The organism is Cellulomonas sp. KU4C (genome assembly GCF_056868065.1).
Map to the genome: position 1 here is coordinate 3,085,106 of NZ_CP200322.1, position 21,856 is coordinate 3,106,961.

Annotated in this window: 23 protein-coding genes and 2 pseudogenes; 9 read left to right on the forward strand and 16 right to left on the reverse strand. The window is 76.2% G+C overall.

What is annotated here, in order from left to right; translation table 11 throughout:
* Positions 1–337: 337 nt before the first annotated feature.
* Positions 338–982: pseudogene (locus AC1VL8_RS14660) on the reverse strand (epoxide hydrolase family protein); the annotation flags it as partial.
* A 56-nt stretch (positions 983–1,038) separates the two neighbouring features.
* Here AC1VL8_RS14660 and AC1VL8_RS14665 point away from each other — a divergent pair.
* The 5 genes from AC1VL8_RS14665 to AC1VL8_RS14685 are packed head-to-tail and all read left to right on the forward strand — an operon-like array spanning position 1,039 to position 3,509.
* Positions 1,039–1,914, forward strand: a complete 876-nt coding sequence (locus AC1VL8_RS14665) for an SDR family NAD(P)-dependent oxidoreductase (protein ID WP_483075681.1) — start codon at positions 1,039–1,041, stop codon at positions 1,912–1,914.
* A gap of 55 nt (positions 1,915–1,969) precedes the next feature.
* Positions 1,970–2,170, forward strand: a complete 201-nt coding sequence (locus AC1VL8_RS14670) for a hypothetical protein (RefSeq protein ID WP_483075682.1) — start codon at positions 1,970–1,972, stop codon at positions 2,168–2,170.
* Between the two features lie 36 nt (positions 2,171–2,206).
* A complete protein-coding gene (locus tag AC1VL8_RS14675) occupies positions 2,207–2,512 on the forward strand; it encodes an ArsR/SmtB family transcription factor (protein WP_389229209.1) in 306 nt (101 codons plus the stop codon).
* Positions 2,509–2,724 (forward strand): hypothetical protein, encoded by a 216-nt coding sequence (locus tag AC1VL8_RS14680; protein WP_389229213.1) that lies wholly within the window; start codon positions 2,509–2,511, stop codon positions 2,722–2,724. Before AC1VL8_RS14675 ends, AC1VL8_RS14680 begins: the two co-directional genes overlap by 4 nt.
* 59 nt (positions 2,725–2,783) lie before the next feature.
* Complete coding sequence (locus AC1VL8_RS14685; protein WP_483075683.1) at positions 2,784–3,509, forward strand: hypothetical protein; 726 nt, start codon at positions 2,784–2,786, stop codon at positions 3,507–3,509.
* Positions 3,510–3,524: 15 nt separating this feature from the next.
* Here the strand turns inward: AC1VL8_RS14685 and AC1VL8_RS14690 are convergent, their stop codons facing one another.
* Positions 3,525–4,088, reverse strand: coding sequence for an NUDIX domain-containing protein (locus AC1VL8_RS14690; RefSeq protein WP_483075684.1), 564 nt, complete (start codon positions 4,086–4,088; stop codon positions 3,525–3,527).
* Between the two features lie 66 nt (positions 4,089–4,154).
* Here AC1VL8_RS14690 and AC1VL8_RS14695 point away from each other — a divergent pair, with 66 nt between their 5' ends.
* The gene (locus AC1VL8_RS14695; protein ID WP_483075685.1) at positions 4,155–4,448 is read left to right on the forward strand and encodes a DUF4287 domain-containing protein; all 294 of its coding nucleotides are present in this window, start codon (positions 4,155–4,157) and stop codon (positions 4,446–4,448) included.
* Positions 4,449–4,458: 10 nt separating this feature from the next.
* Here AC1VL8_RS14695 and AC1VL8_RS14700 read toward each other — a convergent pair whose 3' ends face one another.
* Complete coding sequence (locus AC1VL8_RS14700) at positions 4,459–5,100, reverse strand: DUF6226 family protein (protein WP_483075686.1); 642 nt, start codon at positions 5,098–5,100, stop codon at positions 4,459–4,461.
* A gap of 164 nt (positions 5,101–5,264) precedes the next feature.
* On the opposite strand from AC1VL8_RS14700, the gene AC1VL8_RS14705 reads away from it, so the two are divergent.
* Both AC1VL8_RS14705 and AC1VL8_RS14710 read left to right on the forward strand, forming a co-directional pair.
* The gene (locus tag AC1VL8_RS14705; RefSeq protein ID WP_483075687.1) at positions 5,265–6,359 is read left to right on the forward strand and encodes a carboxylate-amine ligase; all 1,095 of its coding nucleotides are present in this window, start codon (positions 5,265–5,267) and stop codon (positions 6,357–6,359) included.
* A gap of 205 nt (positions 6,360–6,564) precedes the next feature.
* Complete coding sequence (locus AC1VL8_RS14710; RefSeq protein WP_147793582.1) at positions 6,565–6,909, forward strand: RNA polymerase-binding protein RbpA; 345 nt, start codon at positions 6,565–6,567, stop codon at positions 6,907–6,909.
* Positions 6,910–7,035: 126 nt separating this feature from the next.
* On the opposite strand, the gene AC1VL8_RS14715 is transcribed toward AC1VL8_RS14710, so the two are convergent.
* From AC1VL8_RS14715 to AC1VL8_RS14760, 10 genes and pseudogenes are all read right to left on the reverse strand, one after another.
* Positions 7,036–7,806 (reverse strand): polyprenol monophosphomannose synthase, encoded by a 771-nt coding sequence (locus tag AC1VL8_RS14715; RefSeq protein ID WP_483075688.1) that lies wholly within the window; start codon positions 7,804–7,806, stop codon positions 7,036–7,038.
* Entirely contained in the window at positions 7,803–9,371 is a 1,569-nt protein-coding gene (gene lnt / locus AC1VL8_RS14720) for an apolipoprotein N-acyltransferase (protein ID WP_483075689.1), read from the reverse strand. The genes AC1VL8_RS14715 and lnt overlap by 4 nt, the downstream gene beginning before the upstream one ends.
* Before the next feature lie 442 nt (positions 9,372–9,813).
* The gene (locus AC1VL8_RS14725) at positions 9,814–11,460 is read right to left on the reverse strand and encodes an amidohydrolase (RefSeq protein WP_483075690.1); all 1,647 of its coding nucleotides are present in this window, start codon (positions 11,458–11,460) and stop codon (positions 9,814–9,816) included.
* 61 nt (positions 11,461–11,521) lie between these two features.
* Positions 11,522–14,421, reverse strand: a pseudogene (locus tag AC1VL8_RS14730) (DEAD/DEAH box helicase).
* Positions 14,422–14,431: 10 nt separating this feature from the next.
* On the reverse strand, positions 14,432–15,358 hold the full coding sequence (locus AC1VL8_RS14735) for a diacylglycerol/lipid kinase family protein (protein WP_483075691.1): 927 nt from the start codon (positions 15,356–15,358) through the stop codon (positions 14,432–14,434).
* Positions 15,355–16,077 carry a twin-arginine translocase subunit TatC gene (tatC, locus tag AC1VL8_RS14740; RefSeq protein ID WP_483075692.1) on the reverse strand — a complete coding sequence of 241 codons (723 nt, stop codon included), beginning with the start codon at positions 16,075–16,077 and terminating at the stop codon, positions 15,355–15,357. The genes AC1VL8_RS14735 and tatC overlap by 4 nt, the downstream gene beginning before the upstream one ends.
* Before the next feature lie 86 nt (positions 16,078–16,163).
* Positions 16,164–16,478 carry a twin-arginine translocase TatA/TatE family subunit gene (gene tatA / locus AC1VL8_RS14745; RefSeq protein ID WP_483075693.1) on the reverse strand — a complete coding sequence of 105 codons (315 nt, stop codon included), beginning with the start codon at positions 16,476–16,478 and terminating at the stop codon, positions 16,164–16,166.
* A gap of 98 nt (positions 16,479–16,576) precedes the next feature.
* Entirely contained in the window at positions 16,577–16,918 is a 342-nt protein-coding gene (locus tag AC1VL8_RS14750; protein WP_389229249.1) for a hypothetical protein, read from the reverse strand.
* Positions 16,919–16,935: 17 nt separating this feature from the next.
* Positions 16,936–17,928, reverse strand: a complete 993-nt coding sequence (locus AC1VL8_RS14755; protein WP_483075694.1) for a helix-turn-helix transcriptional regulator — start codon at positions 17,926–17,928, stop codon at positions 16,936–16,938.
* Positions 17,921–18,952 carry a helix-turn-helix transcriptional regulator gene (locus AC1VL8_RS14760; RefSeq protein WP_483075695.1) on the reverse strand — a complete coding sequence of 344 codons (1,032 nt, stop codon included), beginning with the start codon at positions 18,950–18,952 and terminating at the stop codon, positions 17,921–17,923. The genes AC1VL8_RS14755 and AC1VL8_RS14760 overlap by 8 nt, the downstream gene beginning before the upstream one ends.
* 33 nt (positions 18,953–18,985) lie before the next feature.
* Between AC1VL8_RS14760 and AC1VL8_RS14765 the strand changes: the two genes are divergently transcribed.
* Entirely contained in the window at positions 18,986–20,149 is a 1,164-nt protein-coding gene (locus tag AC1VL8_RS14765) for a DUF3866 family protein (RefSeq protein WP_483075696.1), read from the forward strand.
* Positions 20,150–20,162: 13 nt separating this feature from the next.
* On the opposite strand, the gene AC1VL8_RS14770 is transcribed toward AC1VL8_RS14765, so the two are convergent.
* From AC1VL8_RS14770 to AC1VL8_RS14780, 3 genes are read right to left on the reverse strand one after another with little or no spacing between them, the layout of a single operon-like run.
* Positions 20,163–20,654 carry a PH domain-containing protein gene (locus AC1VL8_RS14770; protein ID WP_483075697.1) on the reverse strand — a complete coding sequence of 164 codons (492 nt, stop codon included), beginning with the start codon at positions 20,652–20,654 and terminating at the stop codon, positions 20,163–20,165.
* A gap of 10 nt (positions 20,655–20,664) precedes the next feature.
* A complete protein-coding gene (gene hisG / locus AC1VL8_RS14775; RefSeq protein ID WP_483075698.1) occupies positions 20,665–21,513 on the reverse strand; it encodes an ATP phosphoribosyltransferase in 849 nt (282 codons plus the stop codon).
* A 44-nt stretch (positions 21,514–21,557) separates the two neighbouring features.
* Positions 21,558–21,821 (reverse strand): phosphoribosyl-ATP diphosphatase, encoded by a 264-nt coding sequence (locus tag AC1VL8_RS14780; RefSeq protein ID WP_389229267.1) that lies wholly within the window; start codon positions 21,819–21,821, stop codon positions 21,558–21,560.
* Positions 21,822–21,856 lie beyond the last annotated feature (35 nt).

Sequence of the window (21,856 nt, forward strand, 5' to 3'; positions counted from 1 at the left end):
CCCGCCGCCCGAGCTGCTCCGGCGGGATCGCGGCGTTGGCGGCGTACATCCGCATCGACGACGCGATCGTGCCGGTGAGCCAGTAGATCGTCACGTTCGTCAGCACGTCGTCGTCCGAGAGCCCGTCGCCCAGGTCGCCCGCCGCCCGGGTGTCGCTCCACGCCCGCATCTTCTCGACCACCCACGCGGCCAGCCCCGCCGGCGAGTCCGTGAGGCCCACCGCGGCCGTCTGCGGCTTGGTGCGGTGCACCGCCGCGTACGCGCCCTCGGTCGCGCCCCACGCGGCGGCGTCGGCGAACCAGGCGCGCTCCTCGGCCGTGAGGTCCGCGGGATCGCCCGCCCAGAACGGCAGGCCGCCGTCCGTGCGGTGCACCGCCACGACCCGGTCCGGGTGGTCCAGTGCGAGGTACCGGGCGACGTGGCTGCCGATGTCACCGCCGGCCGCGCCGAACCGCTCGTAGCCGAGCGTCGTCATCAGCCCGGCCCACAGCCCGGCCACCGCGACCGAGTCGGGCGCCGCACCCACGGGCCGGTCGGAGTACCCGAAGCCCGGCATGTCCGGGACCACCACGTCGAACGCGTCGGCCGGGTCACCGCCGTGCGCGCCGGGGTCGGTCAGCAGGTCGACCACCTTCGCGTACCGCCACGCCGAGTCGGGCCAGCCGTGGCACAGCACCAGCGGCAGCACCGGACCGGTCGGCGCCACGGCGCGCGCGTGCACGTAGTGGATCCGACGGCCACCGACCTCGACCCGGAAGTGCGGGTGGCGCGCCAGCTCCGCCTCCTGGGCACCCCAGTCGAACCCGTCCGCCCAGTAGGCGACCAGCTGCCGCAGCCGGTCGACGTCGGCGCCCAGGGACCAGCCCGCGTCCTGCGGCGCGTCCGGCCACCGGGTCGCCCGCAGCCGGGCGCGGAGGTCGTCGAGCACGGCGGGCTCGGTGCGCAGCTGGAACGGCTCGGGACGGGACGTCGCGTCGGTCACACCGCCACCCTAGGACCGACCGCGCGACGACCCTGGCCCGCCGGTACCGTCGCGGCATGCCGAGCACCCCGCGACCCACGCCTCGACCCACGCCACCCCCCGCCACCCCGCGCACCGTCGTCCTCACCGGGGCCAGCGACGGGATCGGCGCCGCCGCCGCGCGCGAGCTCGCCGGCCGCGGGCACCGGGTCGTCGTGGTCGGCCGGTCGCCGCAGAAGACGGCCGCGGTCGCCGGGTCGATCGGCGCGGCGCACCACGTCGCCGACTTCGGCGACCTGGCGGACGTCCGGCGGCTCGCCGACGAGCTGCGCGCCTACGACCGCATCGACGTGCTCGCCAACAACGCGGGCGGCATCTTCGGCGACCCGACACCCACCGTCGACGGCTTCGAGCGCACCTTCCAGGTCAACCACCTCGCGCCGTGGCTGCTCACCACCCGGCTGCTCGACGTGCTGCTCGCGTCGCACGCGTCGGTGATCCAGACCTCCAGCGTGGGCGCGCGGCTGTTCGGTCACCTGCGGCTCGACGACGTCGCCCACGACACCCGGTCCAGCGCCCAGCAGACGTACGGCACCGCGAAGCTCGCGAACATCCTCATGACCACGGAGCTGCACCGGCGGTTCCACGGCGACGGGCTCTCCTCGGCGGCGTTCCACCCGGGCATCGTCGCGACCGGCTTCGCCGCGCAGTCGCCCAGCATGATGCGCCGGTTCTACACGGGCCTCGCCCGGCGGTTCATGACCTCCCCCGAGCGCGGTGCGGAGCAGCTCGTGCGGCTCGCCGACGGCACGCCGGGCGTCGACTGGGAGTCGGGCACCTACTACGAGCGCGGCCGGCCCGCCCGCCGCACGAACCCGCAGGCCCGGGACGCGGCGCTGGCGCGCGACCTGTGGGAACGGACCGCGCGGATGCTCGGCGAACCTGTGCGCTGACCCGCTAGCGTCGCCGGAGGGGGGCGCGCCGGGCGCCCGGGGACGAGGGGGCGACGTGGACGACACCGAGGGCTGGCGGCTGATGGTGCCGGCGCCGTACGACGCGGTCTGGACCGTGGTCGTCGTGCTGGTGGTGCTGGTGGTCGTCGCGGTGGTGGTCCGGCTGCTCCGTGGCCCGCGCCGCAGCCCGGGCACCCGCGACCAGCGCGACCCGCAGGACCCGCGCGACCCCAGCGGACGTGACACCGCGAGGTAGCACCTGTAACCTCCGGGTGACAGGTGGAGGTGGACGATGCAGCTGGACGACCTCGTGGGCGTGCTCGGCGCGCTCGCGAGCCCGCAGCGGCTGCGCATCCTGACCGAGCTCGGCAGCGAGAGCGTGCACGTCAGCGAGCTCGCACGCCGGGTCGGCATGTCGCGCCCGCTGCTCTACGGCCACCTGACCCGGCTCGAGCAGGCCGGGCTCGTCCGCGGCCACCACAGCGTGTCCCCGGACGGCAAGGCGCTGCGGCACTTCGAGCTGGTGCCGTTCGACCTGCACGTCACCCCCGCGGTCGTCGCCCAGGCGGTCGCCACCCCTGCACAGGAAGACGCGTGAGCATGGACTCCCTGCCCTGGATCGCCTGGATCGTCCTGGCCGGCATCGTGTTCGGCACGATGGCGTCCGCGGTCGACACGATCGCGAAGAACCGGCGCAAGATCGCCGAGATCCACGCCGCCCCGGCGCGCGCCGAGGTGCTCGGCCGCCTGGACGCCATCGAGCAGCGGCTGGAGCGCATCGAGCGCGCGCTCACCGACATCCCGGGCTGACCAGGATCCGGTCGCCGGAACGCCCACGGAGCACCGGCCCGCTCCCCTAGCGTGGCCGGGTGACCGACCCGCCCGCACCGCTGCCGCGCGCCGCCGTCCTGGACGGCGGCGTGACCGGGCCGACCGTGCACCCGTCGGGCCCGGTGCACCTGACGCTGCGGCTGCTGCTGCTCGCCGTCATCGCGGTGGGCGTGCTCGGCGTGACGCAGCAGCCCGTCACGCGGTCGGTGGACGACCTCGTGGCGGCGCTCGACGCCGGCGAGGTCGCGACGGTCACGCTGGAGCGGATCGACGACGGCGCCACCATCGCGCAGGTGCGGTGGACCGGCTCGGGGCGGGCCGGGAGCGCGACCTACCTCGTCGCCCCCGTCGGCGCGTCCGGCGGCGACGAGGGCACCGCGCCACCCGACGACCGGCGACGGGTCCTCGACGCGGCGGCGGGTTCACCGCGCGCGGTGGACGTGCGGACGACCGACACCCTCCCGCCGGCGGCGCCCTGGGGGCTGGGCCTGACGGCGGCGACGCTGCTCGCGCTCGGCACGCTCGGCGGTGCGCTCGTGCTGCTCGTCGCCGGCCGCGAGCCGCGGCTCGCCACCCGGTGGGCGTGGTTCTGGATGACCGGCGGCGCCTGGCCGGTGTGGCTCGCCTACCTGCTGCTCGAGCCGACGCCCGCGTGGAGCCGCCGCACCGTGGTCGGGCCCGTCCGCCGGCTGACCGGCGGGTGGGCGTTCCTGGCGCAGCTGCTGCTCGCACCGCTGCTGATGCAGGCGCTCACCGGGTCCTGACCGCCGGCCCGGCGCTCACCGCACGCGGCCCAGGGCGATCGCGGCCCGCATCAGCGCCGCGATCGACTCGTTGTCGGTGATCGTCCCGTCCGCGACCCGCTCCAGCACGACCGGCCAGGGCAGCCGGTGCGTGGCGACGATGCCCTCCTCGGCCTGAGACGTCGCCTCGCCCTGACCCGTTGCGTCGCCCGGCGCGCGCAGCCCCCGCGCCAGCAGCACCCGACCCGGCGCGTCGCACACGCCGTTGAGCGAGAACACCTCCCCCAGGTCCTGCCACGCGTCCGCGAGCAGCCCCGTCTCCTCGGCCAGCTCCCGCCGCGCCGCCACCAGGGCGTCCTCGCCGTCGGACCCGCCCGCGGGGACCTCGAGCGACCGGCGGCCCGTGGGGTACCGGTCGACCTCGACCAGCACCACCTCGTCGTCGTCCGTCACCGGCACCACGAACACCGCCGGGTGCCGCAGCTCGACCACGCCGTAGACGCCCTCGCCGCCGTCCGGTCGGGTGACGGCGTCCTCGCGCACCCGGATCCAGGCGTTCTCGTAGACGGTGGTGGAGGTGCGGGTCTGCCAGGCGGTCACGGGTGCCGAGCCTAGCCACCGCCGCGGGTCCTTCCGTCGGGCGGGCGACGCGGCCATGATGGGCGCATGTCGTTCCAGGCGTACCTCGACGCGATCGAGGTGAAGACCGGCAGGACCCCGCGCCAGCTCGTCGAGGAGGCCACGGCGCGCGGCCTCGCCGAGCCCGGCATGAAGGCCGGGGCGATCGTCGCGTGGCTCGCCGAGGACTACGGCCTCGGCCGCGGGCACGCGATGGCGCTCGTGCACGTCATCACGAAGGGCCCGACCATCAGCGGCGCGCACGTCGGCGGCACCGGCAGCCACCGCGACGCGTCGGACACGCTCTGGCTGGACGGCGCGGCGACCCGCCCACCGACCTGACCGGCCGGCGTCACCGCTGCGGCCACGGCGCCCACGCCCCGCCGGGCAGCCCGCGCAGCCGGGCCCGGGCGTCGCGCACCAGCGGGCGCGGCAGGTCGTCGTGGAGCGGGCCGGAGGACGACGCCTCGCGCCCCTCGCCGCGGAACGTGTGGGTGAGGACCGGTCGCGGCCACCCGGACAGGTCCTCGTGGAACCGGCCGTCGACCACGGCACCGACGTGCCACTCCAGGTCGTCGGCCACGGACTGCGCCGACTCGTCGCACGCGTCGCACCCGCAGACCGGGAACGGCGCCTCCAGGAGCACACCCGCGCGCAGCACCACCCCGGGGAACGACGTGACGACCAGCGTGAGCGGCGCGGCGAGCGGCGAGCGCGGCCGGAGGCGAACGGCTCGGCGGACGCCCGCGGGCGGGTGCACGAGGTCCGCGGCGAGGGCCGGGTCGTCGGCGACCTCGACGTCGTACCGCCGCACCAGGTGCTCGACGAGCGCCCCGGCGACCTGCTCGAGCAGCGCGAACCGCTCCGGGTGCGACGTCACCCCGTACGCGTCCTCGGGCGGGCCGTCCGGCCACCGCGACCCGTAGGGCACCTCCCGGCCGTCCTCCCCGAGGTACCGGACCACCCCGCCCTCGGGCCGCACATACCCGTCCACGGCACCGACCCTAGGGACCAGCCGTCGCCGAGGTCGAGCCTTCCGCTCGACACGCCGCCGCGACACGCCGGGGTGCGTGCCGAACCCTCGACCTCGGGCCACCGGCGGGCCGGGGCGGCGGGGTTGCGCAGGACAGGGGCGCAGCGGGGGGACAGACTGCGTGCGTGCGGACGATCGGTGTCGAGGAAGAGTTCCTGCTCGTGGCCCAGGACGGCAGCCCCCGGGCGGTCGCGGCGGCGGTGCTGCAGCACGCGTCGTCGCAGGACGGGGACGACCACCCGGAGGTCCCGGGCGGGTCGTTGGAGAAGGAGTTCGCGCAGGAGCAGATCGAGACGTCGACCCACCCGTGCACGGACCTCGGTGCGCTGCTCGAGGAAGTCCGCGCGGGCCGGTACCGCGCCGACTCCTCCGCCCAGCACGCCGGCGCGCACATCGCGGCGCTCGCGACGTCGCCGCGCCCGTCCGGGCCGACGGTGGTCGTGAACCGGCGTTCGCAGCACATCGCCGAGGAGTTCGCCCAGACCGCCCGCGACCAGCTCACCTCGGGGTGCCACGTGCACGTCGAGGTCGCGGACGACGACGAGGGCGTGCGGGTGCTGGACCACCTGCGCCGGTGGAACCCGCTGCTGCTCGCGCTGAGCGCCAACAGCCCGTACTGGCAGGGCGAGGACTCCGGCTACGCGAGCTTCCGGTCGCAGGTCTGGGGACGCTGGCCGACGGCGGGACCGACCGCCCCGTTCGGCGACGCGGACACCTACCGGGCGACGGTGGCCGAGCTCGTCGCGAGCGGCACGATCCTGGACACGGGCATGGTCTACTTCGACGCCCGGCTGTCGGCGCGCTACCCGACGGTCGAGGTCCGGGTCGGCGACGTCTGCCTGGACCCCGAGGACGCCGTCCTGCTGGGCGCGCTGGTCCGGGGCCTGGCCGAGACCGCGCTCACGGAGTCCGACCCCGCGCCGCAGCCGCGCACCGAGATGATCCGCGTGGCGGCCTGGCGCGCGGCCCGGTCCGGGTTGGACGGCGACCTGGTCAGCCCGAGCACCGGGCGGCCCGTGCCCGCGCCCGAGGCGGTCGCGGAGCTCCTGGCGCACGTCACCCCCGCGCTGTCGGCCGTGGGTGATCTGGACTGGGTGCGCACCCACCTCGCCACGCTGCTGGAGCGCGGCAACGGTGCGCAGCAGCAGCGTCGCTGGCGGCACGAGGGCGCGGACGAGGCGGAGCACGTGCGTCGCGCCGTGCGCCGGACCCTGGCATGATCTCCCCTGCACCGGCCTGACCTGGACGTCCGACGAGCCGTACGGGCCCGCCCCCGCGAGCCCACGACTCCCCCCGGTCCGCCCGTGCCGTCCTCGCCGCGCGTTCACGGGACCTTCACGCCAGACTGGAACACCGAACGGTCCCCGGACGTTGAGCACCACTGAGTAAGCAACACGTCTGTACGTCAAGGCACGGAGGTCCCTGATGTCGAACCGGTCCCTGCGCGGCATGCGCATCGGGTCCCACAGCATGGAGACGGACGAGGGCGTCGACTTCGCACCCCGTCTCCAGGCGTACTACGACTGCCCCAACGGGCACACGATCATCCTGCCGTTCTCGGTCGAGGCCGACGTCCCGGTGGTGTGGGAGTGCCGGTGCGGCGAGGAGGCGCTCCTGCGGGACGCCTCGAAGCCGGAGCCGAAGGCCACCAAGCCGCCCCGTACGCACTGGGACATGCTCCTGGAGCGTCGCACCATCAAGGAGCTCGAGGAGCTGCTCGACGAGCGCCTCGACCTGCTCCGGGCGGGCAAGCTGCGTCGCAGCGCCTGAGCCGCACGTCGTCCCTGCGGGCCTCGCACCTTCGTGGTGCGGGGCCCGTCGTGGTTCCGCGGCCGGTGCGCGATCCTCCGCGCCCGGTGCGACGGGGTGCAGCGGGGGGCGACGGCGGGCGACCGGTCAGCGGCGCGCGAGCCGCCGGGCCAGCGACCGGACCTGGGCGACGCGGTGCTGCGCCCCCCACACCGTGACCCGGACCAGCGCCTCGACGACGATCGACCGGCTCATCTTGGACCGCCCCTCGGCCCGCTCGACGAACGTGATCGGGACCTCGACGACCCGACCTCCGGCGCCGAGCACGCGCCACGCCATGTCGATCTGGAAGCAGTACCCGTGCGAGGCGACCTCGTCGAGCGCCAGGCCGGCCAGCGCAGACGCCCGGTAGGCGCGGAACCCGGCGGTCGCGTCCCGCACCGGCAGGCCCATCGCGAGCCAGGCGTAGACGTTCGCGCCGCGGGACAGCAGCTGGCGGTGCAGCGGCCAGTTGACCACCCGGCCCCCGCGCACCCAGCGCGACCCGATCACCAGCTCCGCGTCCGGCACCCGGGACAGCAGCCGGGGCAGGTCCTCGGCGCGGTGCGACCCGTCGGCGTCCATCTCCACGACGACGTCGTAGCCCTCGTCGAGCGCCCGGCGGAACCCCGCGACGTACGCGGTGCCGAGTCCCTGCTTGCCCGTGCGGTGCAGCACCCGGATCGCCTGCCGCCCCCGGGACGCGGCGTCCTCGGCGGCGATCCGCTCGGCGAGCTCACCGGTCCCGTCGGGCGAGGCGTCGTCGACCACCAGCACGTCGGCGTCGGGGACGTGCAGGCGCAGCGCGGCCAGCGCGCGCGGGAGGCTGTCGCGCTCGTCGTAGGTCGGGACGACGACGAGGACCCGGCGGGCGGTCACGCGGCCGGGCCCGGTCGGTCGGCGCGCCGGACCCGGCGGGCGCCCGCCGTGCCGGCCGCGGTCATCACCAGGGCGAGCGCCCCGACGATCCCGCTGGGCCACGCCCCGAGCCGCGCCGCCGGTGTGAGCGACTGGCGCAGCGGGAGGCGGGCGACGAGCTGCGCGGGCGTGAACAGCTCGGTCTGCTGCGCGACGGTCCCGTTCGGGGCGATGACGGCGCTGACGCCGACCGTCGACACCTGGACGGTCGCGCGCCCGAGCTCGACGGCCCGCAGCCGCGCCATCGCGAGCTGCTGGGTCGACTCGGCGGAGTAGCCGAACGACGCGTTGTTGGTCTGCACCACCAGCACCTCCGCGCCCTCCCGCACCGCCTCGCGGACGATGCCGTCGTAGGCGACCTCGAAGCAGATCACGTCACCGATCCGGACGGTGCGGCCGAGCCGCTCGGACGCCAGCGAGACCACGCCCGGCTCGGTGCCGGGGAGCATGTCGTTGCGCACGAGGTCGACGGCGGACGAGAACGGTCGCACGAGGCTGCGCAGCGGGATGTACTCGGCGAACGGCGCGGGGCGCTGCTTGGAGTACCGCGCCACCGGTCCCTTCCCCGGCTCCCAGAGCAGCGAGGTGTTGTACCGGCCGCCGCTCTCGGGGTACTCGATCGTGCCGACCAGCAGCGGGGCGCCCACGGCCCGCGCGGCGGCGTCGATGTCCGCCGCCGCGGCGGCGTCCACCTGCGGGTCGATGTCGGTGCCGTTCTCCGGCCACAGGACGACGTCGAGGTCGCCGGGTGCCACGCCCTGGTCCAGCAGGGCGTACGTGCCCGCCAGGTGGTTGTCGAGCACCTCACGGCGCTGGTCGAACGCGTGCAGGCCGGGCTGGGCGACGTTGCCCTGCACCGCCCCGACGCTGAGCGTGCCGTCCTCCGCGCGCGTGTCCATCGGGACCAGCATCCCGACGACCAGCAGCGCGCCGACGACGGCCAGGCGCCCGAGGGTGGGCAGCAGCGCGAACCGCCGGGCCGCGGACCAGGCGAGCGCGAGGGCGACGCCAGCGGCGACGACCGCCGCGGACACGAGCGGCGCGCCGCCGAGCCGGGCCAGCGGCGCCAGCGGCGAGTCGGCCTGGGAGAACGCCAGCCGACCCCAGGGGAACCCGCCGAACGGCCACAGCGACCGCAGCTCCTCGACCGCCACCCAGAGCACGACGAAGACGACCAGCTGCAGCGACGCACGCCGCCAGACGGCCTCGCCGCGGCGCGCCCACGACCACGCGGCACCCAGGAGCGCGATGAACCCGGCCTCCGCGACGGACAGCGCCAACCAGGGCACCGGGCCGACGGCGTCGTCCGCCCAGGTGAGCAGCGGGACGAAGAACGCGAGGCCCCAGACGAACCCGAGCAGGGCGTTCCACCGGGCGCTGTCGCGCCGCATCGCGAGGAACAGCAGGGCGATCCCGGGGCCGGCGGCGAACCACCAGCCGAGGTCGGGGAAGGCGGTCCAGGTCAGCAGACCACCGAGGAGCGCCAGGACCGCGCTCCACCAGCGGGAGGGGTCACGTGCGGGCACCGCGCCAGGGTACGGCACCCGGCTGTCCCTCCAGCACGCGGCTCGCGCGCGCCCGGCACCGGGTGAGGGACGGACCGACCGGCCCGCGTGTCCTTCGTACCGCACGGCACCGCGGAGCGGCGTCGGCGTTCTCTGATGAACACGCGGGCCCGGTCGGGGCCCGATGCGTTCCGGACGGTCCGCCGCGGGCTCACGCCGCGCGGGGAGTGGTCCGGACCACTCCCGAGAACCTATCGGAGCTGCGGGGGGTGTCAAGGGGGCGATCGGCCCCGTCAGGGGTGTCGCCGCAGGTCACTCCGGCGGGTCGGGTTGCCCGATTTGTCGCGATGATTCCGCCGCCTCGGCGTGTCGGTCGGCGTGTCGATCGGGCCTCGCCGCGGGCCGTGCGGGTGACACGCCGGGCGGGACGCGCCGGGCGGTTCACCCGACCGAGCGAACGGTCTCAGCCGAGCTCGTCGTGCAGCACCACCCCGGCGCGCACGGTCCGCACGCAGCGGGGCGCGGGCGCGTCCTCGACGAGCTGCGGCAGCCCGCCGCCGGTGCGCCAGACCGCCAGGTGCGCCGGCGCACCGACCTCCAGCAGACCCGCACGCGACTCCCCCGCGCCGGCGGCGAGCCAGCCCCCGCGGGTGTGCGCGGACACCGCGGCACGGACCGGGATCCGCTGGTCGGGCGTGCGGTGCGCCACCGCGGCCCGCACGGCACCCCACGGGTCGAACGGCGTGACCGGGCTGTCCGACCCCAGCGCCAGCGGCACCCCGCCGGCCCGCAGGTCGGCCAGCGGGTGCAACGACGCCGCACGCCCGCGACCCAGCCGCGCCGCGTACAGCCCGTCGTCGCCGCCCCACGCCGCGTCGAACGCCGGCTGCACCGAGGCGGTGAGCCCGAGCAGCACCATCGTGGCGAGGGCCGGGGCGTCCAGCATCGGCACGTGCTCGAGCCGGTGGCCCGCCGCCCGCACCGCGTCGACGCCCTCGAGGTCGCCCGCCACCCGGAACCCGAGCAGCACCTCGTCGGTCGCCCGGTCCCCGATGACGTGGAACGCCGCCTGCACGCCCGCGCGGGTGGCCGCAGCCACGTGGTTGGTGACCTCCTCCGCGGTCAGGTCGAGCCGGCCGTCCGGGTGCGCCCAGTCCGTCGGCGCGTCCGCGTACGGCGCGCGCAGCGCCGCGGTGCGGCTGCCGAGCGACCCGTCGACGGCCAGGTCCCCGCCGACGCCGGTCAGCCCCGGCACCGCGGCCAGCAGCTCCCGCACGTCGTCCACGGTCTCGCACAGCTCCGCGCGGTACCCGACCACCAGCGGCAGGCCCGACGCCGGGTCCGCGGTGCCCGCGAGCAGGGCCGCGAGCCCGGCCCGGGACCCGAGGTGCGGCGCGCTCTGCTCGTGCACGGCCACCAGGCCCGCGCGCGCCGCGGCGGCGAGGGCGGCCGCCTCCAGGGCGTCCCGGCGCTGCGGCGCGACGTCCAGGACCGCCCGCCGGGCCGCGGCGTGTGCCGGCCCGGTCACCAGCCCATCCTCGCGCCACCCCGGCAGCTCCGGCAGCCCGAGCACCTGCGCGAAGGACGTCGACACCACGCCGGCGTGCAGGTCCGCCCGGCCGAGGTACACCGGCGCCCCCTGCGCGACCGCGTCCAGCTCCGCACGCCGCGGGGCGCGGCGCTCCGGCCACGTGTGCTCGTCCCAGCCGTATCCGCACAGCGGGTCCCCCGCCGCGGCGGCCGCTCGACCCGCCGGACCGCTGACCGCGGCGTGCACCCGGTCGAGCACCTCGCCGAGGTCGCGCGCGCCGTGCAGGTCGACGGACGCCAGCCGCAGCCCGGTGTCCAGGACGTGGGCGTGCGCGTCGACGAACCCTGGCGTCACGAGCGCGCCGTCCAGGTCGACCACCTCGTCCGCGCCGTCCACGAGCCCGTCCGCCTCGTCGGCGCGACCGACCCACGCGACCGCTCCGTCCGCGACCAGCAGGGCCGTGGGGGCGTCGTCCAGGGGGTCGCCGGCGGGGACCGTGCGGCGCAGGGGCTCGGCGACGCGTGCGGCGAGGACCTCGGCGGTCAGCACCGCACCGCCCCGGTACAGGGTGGTGCTCACGGTCCGCACCCTAACCACGCGCGTCGCGTCCGGCGCGCCGCGCCCGAGCGTCGGGGGCGCCTCAGGTCCCCGCGTACGCGACCACCCCGCGCCGCACCGCGCCGACGGCCTTGCGGGCGGTCTCGCGCACGTGCGGGTCGGGGGCGGCCTTGGCGACCTGGTCCAGCACGTCGACCACCTGCTTGCACCAGCGCACGAAGTCGCCCGCGGCCAGGTCGGCGTCCCGGAGCACGGCGTCCAGACCGCGGCCCGCGGCCCAGCGGTGCAGCGGCGTGACGAGCCCGAGGTCGAGCGGCTGGATCGACTCCAGCCGGTGCTCGGTCTCGAGGTCGTCGAAGCTCGGACCAGATCTGGTTCGTCGCCTCGAGCGCCAGGCCGAGGCGGCCCGCCGGACCGCCGGGGACCGTCGGGTTCCGGTCCCGGTCGTCGCGCCGCGCGGAGTACACGACCGCCGACACCGCCGCGGCGAGGCCGGGCACGTCGAGGTCCGCCCACGCCCCGCGGCGCAGGCACTCGGCGAGCAGCAGGTCGTTCTCCGCGTAGAGCCGGCGCAGCCAGCGCCCGTCGTCGGTCACGACGACCGTGCCGTCGTCGGCGGAGCCCAGGTACCCCAGGCTGCCCAGCACGTCGCAGATCCGGTCGAACACGACCGCGATCGACCCGGTGCGCCCCTCGATCCGCCGGACGAGCGCCCGGTGCTCGCCGTCGAGGCGGTACCAGCGCTCCGCCCAGCGGGCGTGGTCCTCGCGGTCCGGGCACTGGTGGCAGGGGTGCGCCCGCAGCGCGCGGCGGAGCGCGGCGATCGCCTCGTCCTCGTCGGCGGCCACGACCGCGCGGCCGCGACGACCGGGAGCCGGCGCACCGTCGACCCGCCCCGACGCGATCTCGGTCCGCAGCTGCGCCGCGAGGTCCCGGCGCGCGGACGCCGCCCGCGCCGAGAACCCGCGCGGGACCGGCAGCCGGCCGAGCGTCCGGACGCCGTCGCCGACCTCCTGGACCGACAGCCGCCGCACCTCGCGCTCGGTCGTCAGCACCAGCGGTCGCGCCCCCTCGAACCCGCCCGCCGTGCCGGGGTCCAGCACGACCGCGTGCACCGCGCGCCGGCCGCTGGGTACCGCGACCACGTCGCCGACCGCGAGGCCCTGCAGGCTCTGGGCCGCCGCCTGCCGCCGCTGCGCCGCCGACGCCCGGTGCAGGCCCCGCTCCCGGTCGCCCAGCTCGCGACGCAGCGAGAAGTACTCCCGGAAGTCGCCGAGGTGGCAGGCCATCGCCTCGGCGTAGCCCTCCAGCGCCTCCGCGTGGCTCTGCGCCTGCCGCGCGAGCCCCACGACGCCCCGGTCCGCCTGGAACTGCGCGAACGAGGTCTCCAGCACCTCGCGCGCCCGGACCCGCCCCACCTGCGCGACGAGGTTGACCGCCATGTTGTACGTCGGCCGGAACGCCGACCGGAGCGGGTACAGCCGCTTCGAGGCGAGGCCCGCCAGCGCCATCGGGTCCAGGCCGCCACGCCCGAGCACGACCGCGTGCCCCTCCGTGTCGATGCCACGCCGACCCGCCCGCCCGGTGAGCTGGGTGTACTCCCCCGGCGTCACGTCGACGTGCTGCGAGCCGTCCCACTTGACGAGCTTCTCCAGCACCACCGACCGCGCGGGCATGTTGATGCCCAGCGCCAACGTCTCGGTGGCGAACACGACCTTGACCAGACCGCGGGCGAACGCCTCCTCGACGGTCTCCTTGAACGCGGGCAGCATCCCGGCGTGGTGCGCCGCGACACCGCGGACCAGCGCGTCCACGAACCCCCAGTAGCCGACGACGTCCAGGTCCTCGGACGGGATCGACGCGCACCGGGCCTCCGCGATCTCGCGGATCTCCGCGGCCTCGGCCGGTGACGTCAGGCGCAGTCCGCCGGCCAGGCACTGCTGGACGGCCCCGTCGCACCCCGCGCGGGAGAAGATGAACACGATCGCGGGCAGCAGCCCCGCCTCGGCAAGCACGTCGACCATCACGGGCCGCGGCACCGGCCGCGGTCCCCCCGGGCCGCCCGGTCCCCCGGGACCGCCGGAGCCGCCGCCGTCGCGCCGCCGTCCGCCCGGCCCGCGGTAGCCGCGGTCGCCGGCCCCGCGCCGCCCCCGGTGCGGCCCGTCGCCGGACCGGTCCGCGCGGCGCAGCAGGTGCGCGAGCTCGGGGTTGATCGGCGGGTTCGCACCGGGCGCCGTCGGGTCCACGTGCCCCGCGTACAGGTCGAGCAGGTCGTCCCGCACCAGCACGTGCTGCCCCAGCGGCACCGGCCGGTGCTCGCTCACCACCACGGCGGTGTCCCCCCGCACGGTGCGCAGCCAGTCGCCGAACTCCTCGGCGTTCGAGACCGTGGCGGACAGCGACACCAGCTGCACGTCGGCCGGCAGGTGGATGATCACCTCCTCCCACACCGGGCCGCGGAACCGGTCCGCGAGGTAGTGCACCTCGTCCATCACCACGTACCCGAGGCCGTCGAGCGTGCTCGACCCCGCGTAGAGCATGTTCCGCAGCACCTCGGTGGTCATCACCACCACCGGCGCCTCGCCGTTCTGGGTGGTGTCGCCGGTGAGCAGGCCGACCTGGTCGGCCCCGTAGCGACGGACCAGGTCCTGGTACTTCTGGTTCGACAGCGCCTTGATCGGCGTCGTGTAGAACGCCTTCCGACCGGTGGCGAGCGCGAGGTGCACCGCGAACTCGCCGACCACCGTCTTGCCCGCGCCGGTCGGTGCGGCGACCAGCACGCCGCTGCCGCGCTCGACCGCCTCGCACGCCTCGACCTGGAAGTCGTCCAGCGGGAAGTCCACGAGCCCGCGGAACCGCGCGAAGCTCCGTCTTCTCCGCCGCCGCGCGCCTGCGGGCCGCGGCGTACCGCTCGGCCGGCGAGAGCTCGTCGGGGTCGGGCTGGGGGTTCGACCTGCTGCGTCCCGTGCTGCGTGGTGCCACGGGCCCAACCCTAGGCGGAGCCGGCCGCCAGCACCCGGACGGCGCCCGGGTGGACCTCGGCGACGAGCGGCAGCGGGCCGACCGGCTCCCCGTCGGCGTACGCGACCGGCGCCTCCCGGCCCAGGTGCGGCGCGTGCTCGACGACGATCCGCCGGGTCCGGATCACCCGGACCTGCGGGTGCCGCAGGTGCCGGCCGGTGTACATCCCGGGGAAGATCCGCACGACGCCGGCGCGCGAGATCGGGCCCGCGACCACGACGTCCAGCAGCCCGTCGTCCAGCGAGGCGTGCGGGGCGATGTGCACCCCGCCGCCGAACCACGGGCCGTTCGCCGCGACCACGACCGTGCCCGCGGACTCCCACACGCCCTCGTCGGTGGTGACCCGGTAGCCGTAGGGCTCGAACGTGCGCAGCTCCGGGACCAGCGCCCGCACGTAGCGGGCCGAGCCCCGCGGCCAGGTCAGCGCGTTCGCGCGCGCGTTCACGGCCGCGTCGATGCCGCAGGACAGCGCACCCAGGAACCACTCGCGGGCGGTGTGCGACGGCGAGCCCACGCTCACCGCGTCGATCACCCGCGGACTCGTCAGCAGCGCCCGCTCGATCACGTCCACGGACGCCGCGACGTCGCCGGCGGGCAGGCCCAGCGCCCGGGCGACGTCGTTGCCGGTGCCCGCGGTCACGATCCCCAGCGGCAGGTCGGTGTCTGCGACGACGTTCGCGCCGAGGTGCACCAGCCCGTCCCCGCCGACCACGACCAGCGCGTCCAGGCCCGCGACGGCCGCCCGGCGCGCGTGGGTCGTCGCGGTCAGCAGGTCGTGCGCGGACAGGTCCTCGACCCGGTGCCCGCGGCGGCGCAGCGCGTCCAGCACCGCCGCCCCGACGCCCACGCCCCGGCCCTTGCCCGCCGCGGGGTTGACCAGCACCCCGAGGTGGCTCACCGGGCGAGCGTCCCGTCCGCCGGCTCGGTGCCCGCCAGCCGCCGGGCGACCCGCCGGTCGCGCAGCAGCGACAGCCCGACGGCGGCCATGTAGAGCGCGGCGGTGGGCGCGGCCAGCACCAGCATGGTCAGCACGTCCGGCGTCGGCGTCATCACCGCGGAGAACACGCAGGACAGCAGCACGGCCCAGCGCCAGCCCCGCAACCAGGTCCGCCCCTCGACGAGGCCCACGAGGTTGAGCGAGACCATCAGCACCGGCACGAGGAACGCGATCCCGAACGCCAGCACGAACCGCATCACGAAGCTGAGGTAGGTCTGCGCGTCGATGAGGTTGGTCGCGTTCTCCGGCACGAACTCCGTCAGCACCACGACGGCGCGCGGCAGCGTGTACCAGGCGAACGCCGCGCCGGCGAGGAACATCGGCACCGCGACGGCGAGGAACCCGAGGGCGGAGCGGCGTTCGCGGGAGGTCAGGCCGGGGGTGACGAACGCCCAGAGCTGGTACAGCCACCAGGGGCTCGACACGATCGCGCCGATGAACAGCGCGACCTTGAACTTCATGTCCATCGCCGACGCGAGCCCGGCGAAGTTCACCGACGCGACGACCCCGCGCTCGGCGGCGGCGTCGAGCAGCGGGTCCTGCAGCGCCCCGAACACCGGGTCGTAGACGATCCAGCCCAGGATCCCGCCGACGAGCATCCCGACCGCCGCCAGGATCACGCGCTTGCGGAAGCTCGATCAGGTGCTCGCGCAGGGGCATCCTGCCGTCGGGGTCGGCCGACGGTCGACGACGTGCCACGAGCCGGTCAGGCCCGCGGGTCGGAGGTGTCGCGCTCCGTCGGGACCACGGGCGGCGTCACCGGCGCAGCCGGGGGCACGGGTGCCGGCACGACGGGTGCCGTGGGGGCCGCCGCGACGGGAGGCACGGGCGCGGCCGGCGTCGTCGCCGTCGCGTCCTTCTTGTCGTCGTCGTCCGTCAGGTCGCGGACCTCGCGCTTGAAGATCTTCAGCGACTGGCCGATCCCGCTGGCCAGGTCCGGGAGCCGCTTCGCCCCGAACAGCAGCAGGACCACGATCAGCAGGACCACGAGGGTCATCGGGTGCTCGAAGAGCCGCCCCATAGCAGTACTCCCTGTTGCAGGTTCGATGGTCTGGCGAGTGTAGCCCCCGGACCTGCGCGGGTGACGCAGGTCACGCCCGGGCGCGGGTCGGCGCGGGGTCAGCGCGAGTAGGCGCGCCACCCCTCGCGGGTCGCCCGGTCCCGCTCGCGACGCCGCTCCCGGCGCACCGCGGCCTCCTCGCGCAGCTGCGACCAGCGGCGGCGCGCGCCGTCGGGGTCCGGCAGCAGCACCGCCTCGCGCGCCGCACGCGCGGCCCGCTCGGCCTCCTGGGCCTGCTCGGCGAGCGTCGACGCGTGCGCCGCCAGCTCGCCCAGCACCTCGGACGCGTGCTCCAGCTCGGCGACCAGTGCCCGGAACCGGCGCCACAGGTCGCGGCCCAGGACGAACGCGCCGACGAGCGTGCCCACGACGAGCACCGTCCACACGACCACCCAGACCATCGGGCCAACCTATCCCGTCACGCGGTCGGTGCGGACGTCGGGGCGGCGAGCGGGCCGTACGCCGCCAGCGCCGCCCGGGCGCGGTCGGCCACGTCGCGCGCCACCTCGGGCGGCCGCACCCCCAGCACCTCGTCCGCCGCCTGGAGCAGCAGGCTGCGCAGGAACGCCGGCCGGACCACGCGCACGTCCACCTCGAACGTCCCGTCCGCGAGGTTGCGCACGCCCTCGACGGGCACCGTCTCCGCGACCCAGCGCCCGGTGCTGCGCAGGTGCAGCGTCACGACGTCGCCCGACGCGTCCGGCCGGAACTCCGCGGTGGCGCCGCGCCCGGCGCCCGGGTGCTCGTCCGCGGGCACGTCGAGCACCTCGGCGGCCACCACCCGGTCCAGGCGGAACAGCCGCTCGTCCCCGGCCCGCAGGCACCACGCCTGCAGGTAGGACCGCTCGTCGCTGGTCATCAGGCGCAGCGGGTCGACCTCGCGGTCGCTGGTGACGTCCGACGCGTTCACGTACCGGATGCGCAGGCGGCGACCGCGGGCCAGGGCGGTGCGGATCGCAGCCACCACGTCGGGCCGGCCGTCGACCGCGAGCCGCACGTCGACCGCGCTCGCCGCGTCGCCGGTCGCCGCGGTCAGCTTGCCGAGCGTCGAGCGCAGCACCGCCTCGTGCTCCGGGTCGAGCGACGGGCCGAGGTCGGCGACCATCGCGCTCAGCGCCGCGAGCAGGGTGACGGCCTCGCGCGTGCCGAGCCGCAGCGGCCGGGTCATTCCCCGGGCCTCGGTCAGCCGGATCTCGCCGCGGTCGTAGGAGTCGGCGTCGAAGTCGATCAGGTCGTGCGGGTAGTAGCCCGGGGTGCCGCTCATCCACAGCGTGTCGACGTCGGCCATCACCTGCGAGGCCGTCACGCCGAAGTGCGCGGCCAGCTGCTCGACGGACACGCCGTCGTTCCGGTCGAGGTAGCCGATCATCCCGAGCAGCCGGAGCAGCCGCTCGCTCGCGCGCTCAGCCACGACGCACCCCCGCGGGCGCGGCGTCGGCCGCGTCGAGCGCGGCGGCGACCCGCAGCAGGCGCAGCACCGCGTCGCGCAGCCCGGCGGGCTCGGCCACGAGCACCGCGTCGCCGTAGCCCGCGACCTCCTCGGCGAGCTTCCACGTGGCCCGGTACGGCACGCGCACCAGGTCCCGGTCGGCGACCGCGGCGCGCAGGTCCGCGGGCGCGTCGTCGGGCAGGGTCGTGACCTCGCCGCGGGCGCGCAGCGCCTCCGCGCGCTCGGGGCGCAGCGCGAGCACGGCGGTGCGGTCCTGGCGGGCGTCGAACGACTGCAGGGCCGCCTCCAGCTCCGCCGCCGACGGCAGGTCGAACGCGTGCTCGGCGCCGACGGAGCGCACCCGGCCCTCGATCCGGCTCAGCCGGAACGACCGCGACGCCGCGCGGTCGACGTCCCGGCCGACCAGGAACCAGCCACCCCGGCGCGCGACGAGCCGCCAGGGCTCGACGAGCCGCTCGCGCACCTCGCCCGTGCTGGCCGCCCGGTACGTGAACCGGACGCGCTGCCGCGCCTGGACCGCGTCGAGCAGCGGACGGAACGCGTCGCCACCGGCCCGGACCCGCGGCGTCAGACCCGCGGCGAGGTCGGTCGACCCCGCGCCCGCGCCGACCGCCCGCAGCTTGGTCAGCGCCCGCGAGGTGTCCGCCTGCACCGAGCGGTCCTGCCAGAACTCCGCGGCCAGCGACAGCGCGCCCAGCTCGGCCGGGGTGAGCTCGAGCGGCGGCAGCGCGTAGGCGTCCTGGTCGATCCGGTAGCCGATGTCGTCCCCGTGGCCCGCCGCGGTGACGGTGGCGACCGGGATGCCGAGGTCGCGCAGGGTGTCCTTGTCGCGCTCGAACATCCGCTCGAAGGACTCGTCGGACGGCGCGTCGCCGTAGCCCGCGACGGTGCGGCGGATCTGCTCCTTCGTCATCCGGCCCGGCGTGTGCACCAGGGCGATGACGAGGTTCAGCAGCCGCTCGGCGGGGTGGATCTGCTCGGACATCGGCACAACCGTAGTGGCCGGTAGCGTGGTCCGGTGATCACGTGGCGCGCGGGAGTGGTGGAGCAGGTCGGCCGGACGTGGCCGGGGGCGGTCGAGCTGACGGTCGCGGTGGCCGCCGGGGTGACCGGCCCGGAGCCGGTGAGCGTGCGCGCGCTGGCCTACCCCGCGCTCGTCGGCACACCCGAGGTCGGCGACCCGGTGCTGCTCAACGTCTCCGCCCTGGCCCGCGGTCTCGGCACCGGCGGGTACGCCCTCGTGGTCGCGCCCGGCTCCCCCGGCCGGCTGCCCGCGGACCCGGAGCCCGGCCCCGGCCACCTGGTCAAGGCCCGCTACACCCCGCTGCAGGCGATGGTGCTGGGCGTGGACGACCAGGAGTCGCCGCACCACGAGCTGCTCCGCGACGCCGACGACCTGGGCGGGATGCCGGTCGTCGTCGCCGACCTGCACTCCGCCCTGCCCGCCGTGGTCGCGGGTATCCGGCACGCGGACGCCCTCCTCGCCGGGACCGGCGCCGTCCACGCGCCGCTGCGGGTCGCGTACGTCATGACCGACGGCGGCGCGCTGCCCGCGTGGTTCTCGATGGCGGTCGCCGGGCTGCGGGACGCCGGGTGGATCGCCGCGTGCCTCACCGCGGGGCAGGCGTTCGGCGGCGACCACGAGGCCGTCACCGTGCACACCGCCCTGCTCGCCGCCCGGCACGTCGTCGGCGCGGACGTCGTGGTGGTCGCCCAGGGCCCCGGCAACCTCGGCACGGGCACCCGCTGGGGATTCTCGGGGGTCGCGGCGGGCGAGGCGGTCAACGCGGCCGGCGTGCTCGGCGGGCGACCGGTCGCGTCCCTGCGCGTCTCGGGCGCCGACGCGCGCGAGCGGCACCTCGGCATCTCGCACCACTCGACGACCGCCTACGGCCGGGTCGCGCTGACCCCCGCGGACGTGGTCGTGCCGGTGCTCGGCGCGGAGCTCGCCGACCTCGGCCGGCGGGTCGCCGACCAGGCCCGCGCACTCACGGAGCCCGCGGGCCGGCACCGGCGGGTCGAGGTGGCTGCGGGCGCGGACCTGCTCGCCGCGCTCGGGTCGTCGCCGGTCCGCCTGTCCACGATGGGCCGCGGTCTGGCGCAGGACCCGGCGGCGTTCCTCGCCGCCGCGGCAGCCGGGGTGCACGCGGCGCGCGTCGCGCGGGGGGTCGCCGGCGCCTGACCCGGTGGCCGCGTCAGGCCGCGGGGCCGGTGCGCTGGCGCACCTGGACCAGCGTCGCCAGGCGGCGCGCCTCCTGCCGGGCGCGCTCGCCGTCGCTGCGCTGCACGCCCATCACCGCGAGCGAGTCGCCGTCATCGAGCTCGAGCTGCACCCACGGCCGGCCCTCGCCGAACCGCACCCAGACGATCTGCGCCCACGGCACCGTGCGGGTGGTCGCGAGGTTGCGCACCCGCAGGCCGTCCGGCCCCGGGACCGCGCGCACCGTCGCCTGCCGCCAGCAGAACCAGACGATCGCGAACCCGACCAGACCGATGCCGACCCGGTCGCCGAGCGCGAACCCGACCAGACCGGTGCCGGGGAGCAGCACGAGCAGCAGCACCGTCGCGAGCGCGACGACGCACCCCAGCGTGCCGGTCACCCAGCGGGCGAACCGGGGCCGGAACACGTCGTCCAGCCGCGGCCGCCGCGGCGTCCCGCCCGTCGGCGCCCCGTCGCCCTCGGTCACCGCGGCCGTCTCAGAGCCGGCAGGCGTGGATCGACGTCACGAGGATCGCGCGCGCGCCGACGTCGTACAGGGCGTCCATCACGCGGTTCGTCTCGGCGCGGCGCACCATCGCGCGCACGGCCGCCCACTCGCTGTTGTGCAGCGGGGACACCGTCGGCGACTCCAGTCCCGGCGTGATCGCGACGGCCTGGTCGACCAGCGCCAGCGGCACGTCGTAGTCCATCAGCACGTACTCGCGGGCCGTGAGCACGCCCTGGATGCGCCGGGTGAGCACGTCCAGCCCGGCGGGCTCGGCCACGTCGGCGCGCTTGATGAGCACCGCCTCGGACTTGAGGATCGGCTCGCCGAACACGTCGAGGCCCGCGGCGCGCAGCGTCGTGCCGGTCTCCACGACGTCCGCGATCACGTCGGCGACGCCGAGCCGGATCGCGGTCTCCACGGCGCCGTCCAGGCGGACGACCTCGGAGGGCTCGACGCCCTGCCCGCGCAGGTAGTCGGCGACGAGCACCGGGTAGGACGTCGCGACGCGGCGCCCGGCCACCTGCTGCACGTCGGTCATCTGACCGGCCTGCGTGGCGAACCGGAAGGTCGAGCGCGCGAACCCGAGCTGCAGGTGCTCGGTCGCGGGCGACGCGGAGTCCAGCAGCAGGTCGCGGCCGGTGATGCCGACGTCGACGGTGCCGGTGCCCACGTACACCGCGATGTCGCGGGGGCGCAGGAAGAAGAACTCGACGCCGTTGTCGGCGTCGGGCAGGACGAGCTCACGGGAGTCGCGGCGCTGGCGGTAGCCCGCCTCGCGCAGCATCTCGGCGGCGGGCTCGGAGAGCGAGCCCTTGTTCGGGACGGCGATCCTCAGCACGGGGTGGTCCTCAGGGGGTTCAGGTGTGACGGAGACGGAGCGGGTCAGAGGTGGGTGTACACGTCCTCGAGGGTCAGGCCCTTCGCGACCATGAGCACCTGCAGGTGGTAGAGCAGCTGCGAGATCTCCTCGGCGGTGCGCTCGTCCCCCTCGTGCTCGGCGGCCATCCAGACCTCGGCCGCCTCCTCGACGATCTTCTTGCCGATCGCATGGACCCCGGCGTCCAGCTCCTTGACGGTCCCGGACCCGGCGGGGCGGGTGGTGGCCTTCTCGGTCAGCTCAGCGAACAGCGCGTCGAACGTCTTCACGCCCGCCAGGGTAGACGCTCGCGCCGCAGGCCCAC

Excerpts from the sequence above, each read along its gene's own strand:
- tatA (WP_483075693.1), bottom strand. The coding sequence starts at position 16,478 with ATGGGGCGGCTCTTCGAGCACCCGATGACCCTCGTGGTCCTGCTGATC.
- AC1VL8_RS14695 (WP_483075685.1), top strand. The coding sequence starts at position 4,155 with ATGTCGTTCCAGGCGTACCTCGACGCGATCGAGGTGAAGACCGGCAGG.
- AC1VL8_RS14675 (WP_389229209.1), top strand. The coding sequence starts at position 2,207 with ATGCAGCTGGACGACCTCGTGGGCGTGCTCGGCGCGCTCGCGAGCCCG.
- AC1VL8_RS14665 (WP_483075681.1), top strand. The coding sequence starts at position 1,039 with ATGCCGAGCACCCCGCGACCCACGCCTCGACCCACGCCACCCCCCGCC.
- AC1VL8_RS14750 (WP_389229249.1), bottom strand. The coding sequence starts at position 16,918 with ATGGTCTGGGTGGTCGTGTGGACGGTGCTCGTCGTGGGCACGCTCGTC.
- AC1VL8_RS14760 (WP_483075695.1), bottom strand. The coding sequence starts at position 18,952 with ATGTCCGAGCAGATCCACCCCGCCGAGCGGCTGCTGAACCTCGTCATC.
- AC1VL8_RS14710 (WP_147793582.1), top strand. The coding sequence starts at position 6,565 with ATGTCGAACCGGTCCCTGCGCGGCATGCGCATCGGGTCCCACAGCATG.